Source organism: Aeromonas sp. QDB68 (genome assembly GCF_027707405.1).
Lineage (GTDB): Bacteria > Pseudomonadota > Gammaproteobacteria > Enterobacterales > Aeromonadaceae > Aeromonas > Aeromonas caviae.
Genome location: NZ_JAPCIQ010000152.1, coordinates 1 through 5,846 on the forward strand (window position 1 = coordinate 1; position 5,846 = coordinate 5,846).

At 42.8% G+C, this 5,846-nt stretch carries 4 protein-coding genes and 1 pseudogene; 2 read left to right on the forward strand and 3 right to left on the reverse strand.

Annotated elements, in window-relative coordinates:
- Positions 1 to 33: 33 nt before the first annotated feature.
- From PG892_RS21310 to PG892_RS21320, 3 genes are all read right to left on the reverse strand, one after another.
- Positions 34 to 792, reverse strand: coding sequence for a hypothetical protein (locus PG892_RS21310; protein WP_270825819.1), 759 nt, complete (start codon positions 790 to 792; stop codon positions 34 to 36).
- Between the two features lie 514 nt (positions 793 to 1,306).
- Positions 1,307 to 2,767, reverse strand: coding sequence for a YfjI family protein (locus PG892_RS21315; protein WP_257712310.1), 1,461 nt, complete (start codon positions 2,765 to 2,767; stop codon positions 1,307 to 1,309).
- Positions 2,768 to 2,799: 32 nt separating this feature from the next.
- A complete protein-coding gene (locus PG892_RS21320) occupies positions 2,800 to 3,033 on the reverse strand; it encodes a helix-turn-helix transcriptional regulator (protein ID WP_080689276.1) in 234 nt (77 codons plus the stop codon).
- Between the two features lie 251 nt (positions 3,034 to 3,284).
- On the opposite strand from PG892_RS21320, the gene PG892_RS21325 reads away from it, so the two are divergent.
- Both PG892_RS21325 and PG892_RS21330 read left to right on the forward strand, forming a co-directional pair.
- Positions 3,285 to 5,150 (forward strand): hypothetical protein, encoded by a 1,866-nt coding sequence (locus tag PG892_RS21325; protein WP_201964350.1) that lies wholly within the window; start codon positions 3,285 to 3,287, stop codon positions 5,148 to 5,150.
- A 190-nt stretch (positions 5,151 to 5,340) separates the two neighbouring features.
- A pseudogene (locus PG892_RS21330) lies at positions 5,341 to 5,769 on the forward strand (DUF932 domain-containing protein); the annotation flags it as partial.
- Between the last annotated feature and the right edge of the window lie 77 nt (positions 5,770 to 5,846).

Sequence of the window (5,846 nt, forward strand, 5' to 3'; positions counted from 1 at the left end):
AGAGCCGGCTGGAATGACGACTATCGGGCTCAGTTATTCTTTGGTTAAAATATCAACAAAGTGTGCTCCCGCCCTGGTTAGAGGTGCAAATTCCAAACGACAAGCATACCCCACCCAATTGGCAGCTAATGCCCCCTTACGACGGGTTTTAAACAGCGCTTTTTTGTGCTTGATGATCTCCTCAATAGAAAGCGCGTCCAAGAACTCCGTTTTGTAGTACAAATCGACCCGTAGCACGAGGAGACGAGCATAGCGCCCAAACAGCCGATTCACGTAGCGATGCAGTGATGCTGTATTCTTCTGCGCTCCCTTCATGAAGGTATGGCACTTCCCCTGCATAGCTTCAGACTTCAATTCCGATATCAGCTGTTGATACCTGAATTTCAGATTGACCTGCGCATCTTGGCTGGTGCCACCGTCCATGATCATCTCATGAAGTTGATGCTTGACGACGAAATTGCACAAGCAAGCCAACTTGGGATGCAAATTAAAAAATTCCTGATGCTTGTATACCTGCATAGCAAGCGTGACTATATCTGATAGTTCTCTCCCCTCCTTAGTTAGAGGGTAAATCCACCCCAGAATTTCAGCTGAAAATAGAGCAGGGTGGGCATCCATCTGTTCCAGTTTGTCGATGAATTTGAATAGCGCCTGATAATGAATAGATTGAACAAGCATTTCACGCAACGCTCTTGTTATTGGAATTGCATTATTCATACGCAATGCTTTGCTTGGTTCTTTCTGTATAGGGATAGCATCAATATCGATACTATTACGAACATACTTAGGCATATTTACCCCTTCATTTAATCCTTGGTTTTGGTGGAGTGTAAGGACATGTGATCATGTCCTACTCGTACATCTGGTTACAGGCTTCATCCTGTTGATTACGCCTGTACTCTGATCCATCATTGTCGACTGTGAGTCTGAATGATTGGATAACCAGTTAGGTGGTTATTTATTATTCTGTTAAATACTGAGTTAGACGAACTATAAATAACATTAAAAACCAATATTAATGACTCGATGGCACGAAATATTTTTGAGGAAAAGGTTCGAACACATCTTAGTTTAACCAGTGCAAATGCTCTGTAAGAGTTATTTTTTATTTGTATAGTTAGTGTCTATTACCCCCCTTCTCTGCACTCACGCTATCATCTAACCAAGAGTGGGTTTTGTGAGTCACTGTTAGCTATGTAGACGCTTAACATTATCTCCGTTGGCTATAAATATGCTTATTGCTATATAAGCGCCTTTATAGCTACACATGAAATGTGTCAGATGCTACGTATTAAAGCACCTGCAGTTACACAAGTGCCCGTCTTTGCCCTGGCAGGTAATAGTTGACATAACTCGTGCCATTAAATTGGTGCTGGGTCACTGCCATGCGATTAACAAGTGCATTCAGTGCTCGCTCCAATTTTACTTTATTCCGGATGCAATTCGGACCAAATTTGCGGATATCATTCTTCTTGAATGCACCATTCTGGCTGCGATGCAGATTGATTTCCAGCCAACGTTCTAGTTCATTCGCCTCGCGAATATCGTTCGGAACTGTACGTTCTTTAAATTGTTGGATGAAATGCTGGAAGTACCAGTTAACAATAACTATTGCTGCATGCATGCTCACGTCAGAGATGACTGGACTACGTTTAGTAAAGCAGTGCAAGACTGCGGCAATTCTTGAAGCATGCTCCATGAATTTAGAAGCAAAGTCCCGGTACTCACGCCATTCTCCGAAGGGACCAATGTTGTTCTCAACGTAATTTGATGCTTCGAACCAGCGCGCACGGGCTTCTGGCGACAGTGTTAAGCACATTCTGGGCTTACCCAATTCACGGCGCATCTGAGATGCCTTAAGCAGTTTTTCTACCGTGTGGTAGAAGTCGTTCAAAGAGGTGGCATTGACATCTCCTGGCGACAACTCATCACAGAAAAATCGTGATCCCTGGGTTGAGTGGGGCTCAGACAACAAACAGCGAGCGAAAAACCCAGACTCGCGAGCCTGCTCGCCTTGACGATCAAGAAACCGTTCAAAGAGCGGCCCCTGAACCATCAGGGAAAGGCTAAATCGGTAATCACCGATCGTTGTCGCTCCCTGAGTCGATACTCGCATAGCCGAAATTGGTTTTGCCCCCCACAAAGAGTTCAGTACAGAGGTCTCGCGCATGAAATCACTGGCAAAAAGATGTGCGGACTCATCCGAGAAGACACCAATGGTGTGACCATAGGCGCTAATGGCATGTTTGATGGCTGCACTCGTCACATCATTCAGAAGCCACTTCTTATTCGATGGAACTGGAGGCTTGGCGGCCTCTACCATTCGTAATGCCTGTTTTTCAGACGAGGCATCTCCTTTCGCCAGAATGGCTTTATGCAACGCCTTCTTACATGCCTTTTGCTCTTCTTCCCAGACACTGAGCTCGATGGTGTATTGTTCATACGCATCACGATATTGCTGTTCTGCCAATAGTTCCAACTGGCGAAAAGGCTTCATCACCAGCTCGTCAACCGCTGTTTTTCGTTCGCCCGAGTCAGCCTTGGTAATAATAAACAGGGAGACTGGGTGAATAAGGTCTGCTTTAGGACTGACATCCACCAGATCTTGGCAAGCCAGTCCCATCGCACTGAGTACGGATGAGGCAATCAAACCAAGGGGCGCTTGAGTCTGCTGTTGGATCTGACGCATGACGTCTTGCAGCTGTTCATCGAGTACATGAACAGGAAATTCTCCAATCAGATTGAGCTTGATGGGGGTTGCGTACATTTTAAGATCTCCTTCGTTAATACAGGGGGAAACTACTGGATGCGTGAGGTAAGCCACTGATGTACTGATGACAGCAACCACCCCACTGAACTACTTCCCAAGCGCAACGGCTTGGGAAAGTCGGGGTCATAGGACTTGGATTTGGGGTTAAGTTTGTTGTAGATGGTCGAACGTGAAAGCCCCAGGATGCGAGCTAGCTCCTTGATGCGCACAACTCGATGTAACGTCTCACGGTCCCAGTAGTGACCATCTTCTTGCAAGTTCATGATTCATCTCCGCTTTGGTTTGGACTGAGGGCAGACTAACTCCTCCTGAAAAATGAAAACGCCGAAAATGTGCAGAGATATGGCTAAAAGCTGGAGAGCCTTTCAAACTCCTCGACAAGAAATTCTGTATAGGAACAGGCCATGGTATGGTTGACCCGTAGCGCGGCTTGCTTTTCTCTTTGCAGACTGGACGAAAGTAAAGAAGCGGAAAAAAATTACAAACACAGTACATATGCAGAGGTTTAAACAAGGTGTCACAACCAACAACAGATAAGCTAAGACTAAATAGCCATAGCCTTGATGAGTTCGTTACATTTATGTATGACGCTTTTGGATTGAGGGATGGCCGCCAACATCAGCTTCAAGAATTAAAGAGCATTGATGCCCTTTCCGATATGGTCGAAAAAATGACCAGAGGCCTTGCTAAGCATCTTGTGAACAATAATGGGAAAAGCACCGATCAGCTCATGCTGTTAGATAGGCTAAAAGTCATGTTTGATTTCATGAACCAAATGTTGCTACATTTCAATAAAGCTGAAATGTTTTCTGACTTATCAAGATCTCAGCTATATATGTATTTTCTTCGTGATGTTCAATTGCCATTCATGAGACAAGCAATCGCACTTATCATCGATAAAAATAAACCCATTTTCTACTCACCATCGGATAAAGATGAGTTTCGTGCAGATAGCTTGATGACTCATCTGTTGTACATGCTGACTCCTGAATATCTGCAACACGCAGAAGAGAATATTAACTCATGGATGTGCAGACAAAAGTCATTCCTCATCCATGGCGTTGGTACAACCTTTAAAAAAACTCTCCGGGGGTATAAGGGAAAGACGTCCATCATCAGTCTTCACACTATCGATAAAGTCTGCCAGGAATTACACGAGGATAATATTTCTGTTTCCTCTAAGAAATTCCCCACAATAGATGAGCTAAAATCATTTTGGTATGGGGCAAGAGTCGCATTATTTCTTTCTAGAAAAATTGATTTTTCAACTAACCCTATGGAAACTCTTGAAGACCTGAAAGACGACTGCCTTTCTTTGTTTAAATGTTTATTACACTCTGAAACACCATATCTTACTTCAGATACACTGATGGGATTTTTTGACAAAGTTGTTATACGAATAGCTAAATCCTCTTTAACAAGAGATGAGCTTGACGTGGTGCTTAATACTATCTCAGAACAATCAAGATATAATATCATGCCTCCACAAGGTAAAATAAACAAACCCATTATCCAATTTTGTTACGACTTCAATGCTGTTATCTCGTTGATTGCCAAAGGCGAGTTAACAAAGAGTTATGAACGTGCATTGTTAATTTTAAATAGCGGTAGTAGTTTCTCGGCCGGACGACTTCAAAATACGTTAACCCACCTAGCGCTAGCATTAAGGATAAAATTAGATATCTCTAATGTAAAACATCGTGAATATGAACATGTCGCAAAATTAGCATTTTTGCTTGGCGGTGCTGACCTTTGGCTAGAGAAGCATTCTGAGGACCCATTTAAAATCGTCAATGAGAGCATGTTTTCTACACCATCAATCCTTTATGCATTTTCTTCTATTCAAACCTATGCAGAAGTTTTGGAGTGTATTGAGACACTTTCAATGGAAGATAAAATAGCAATGATGACCCCATTTCCAAATAAGCTTGAAAGGGCACTGGATGCACTTTATAGCTCATACCCTGACTTGCATGCCGCGCCAATAGATAAAATCAGAGCATTGTTAACACCATTCATGAAAAGTAATTGCATCCCTTATATACCAAAATCGACACTTTACAACTGTCTATGTGAGATAAACTCACTCACTGAGTTTTGGCCATCTTGGATAATCGAACAATCCATTAATGTTCAACGATTCAGTCGCGAATCTATTTACTTAAAAAGGAAAGTACTTTACTCAATTGATCCTTATCGATACAAAATAGATTTTTATAAAAACTTTGATGAATTAAGTTATGCCGAGTTGACGTTGAACTATGAAGGTCAACGTTTATTGCACGAATTCATACCCTTTCCTCTTGAAGAGGAACTGTATAATAACCATTATGTTTTTGAAATATTTTCCAATGAAATAAAAAGACGATTAAAAGAATAACAATCAGTTCCAACAATACACCTCCAGCGAAGTGCGCTTCTGCTACTCCCGCTACAATAGCAAAAAAAAGCACCCCAAACAGGACTCTTTTGGAGTCCTTTCTTGTTTTTTGATTTTAACAAAAAGAAACTCAAAATAATTTTAAACCTATATTCCCATCTTGAATTAACCAATGAATGGGATTTTACACATGGCACATCTGATCGACACCATAGCCTACACCGGCCAAACCCCCTGGCATGGCCTTGGCAATATATTGCCGCCACGGCAATCTTTGGATATCTGGCTACAGGCTGCCGGGATGGATTGGACTATCGAGCAGAGTGACGTAATGTTTAACGTCGCCTCCGATGCACTCCATATTCGCCCTTATTCAGACAGCAAAGTTTTGTACCGCTCTGATAATCTGGAACCTCTATCCGTCGTCTCTCGCCGATATAATGTGGTACAGCCTCATGAGGTGCTGAATTTTTATCAAGATCTAGTAGAAGTGGGCGGCTTTGAGTTGGAAACTGCAGGTTCGCTCAAGGGCGGCCGCAAATTATGGGCGCTGGCTAAAACAGGTCAAGATATAAAGCTGAAAGGTGGCGACAGGGTAAAATCATACCTGCTGCTCGCCTGCATATTCCGGCCGATCATGAACACCAATTCCGATTCAACGTGAACACCATTTCCGGACCAATGTGAACGCTCATT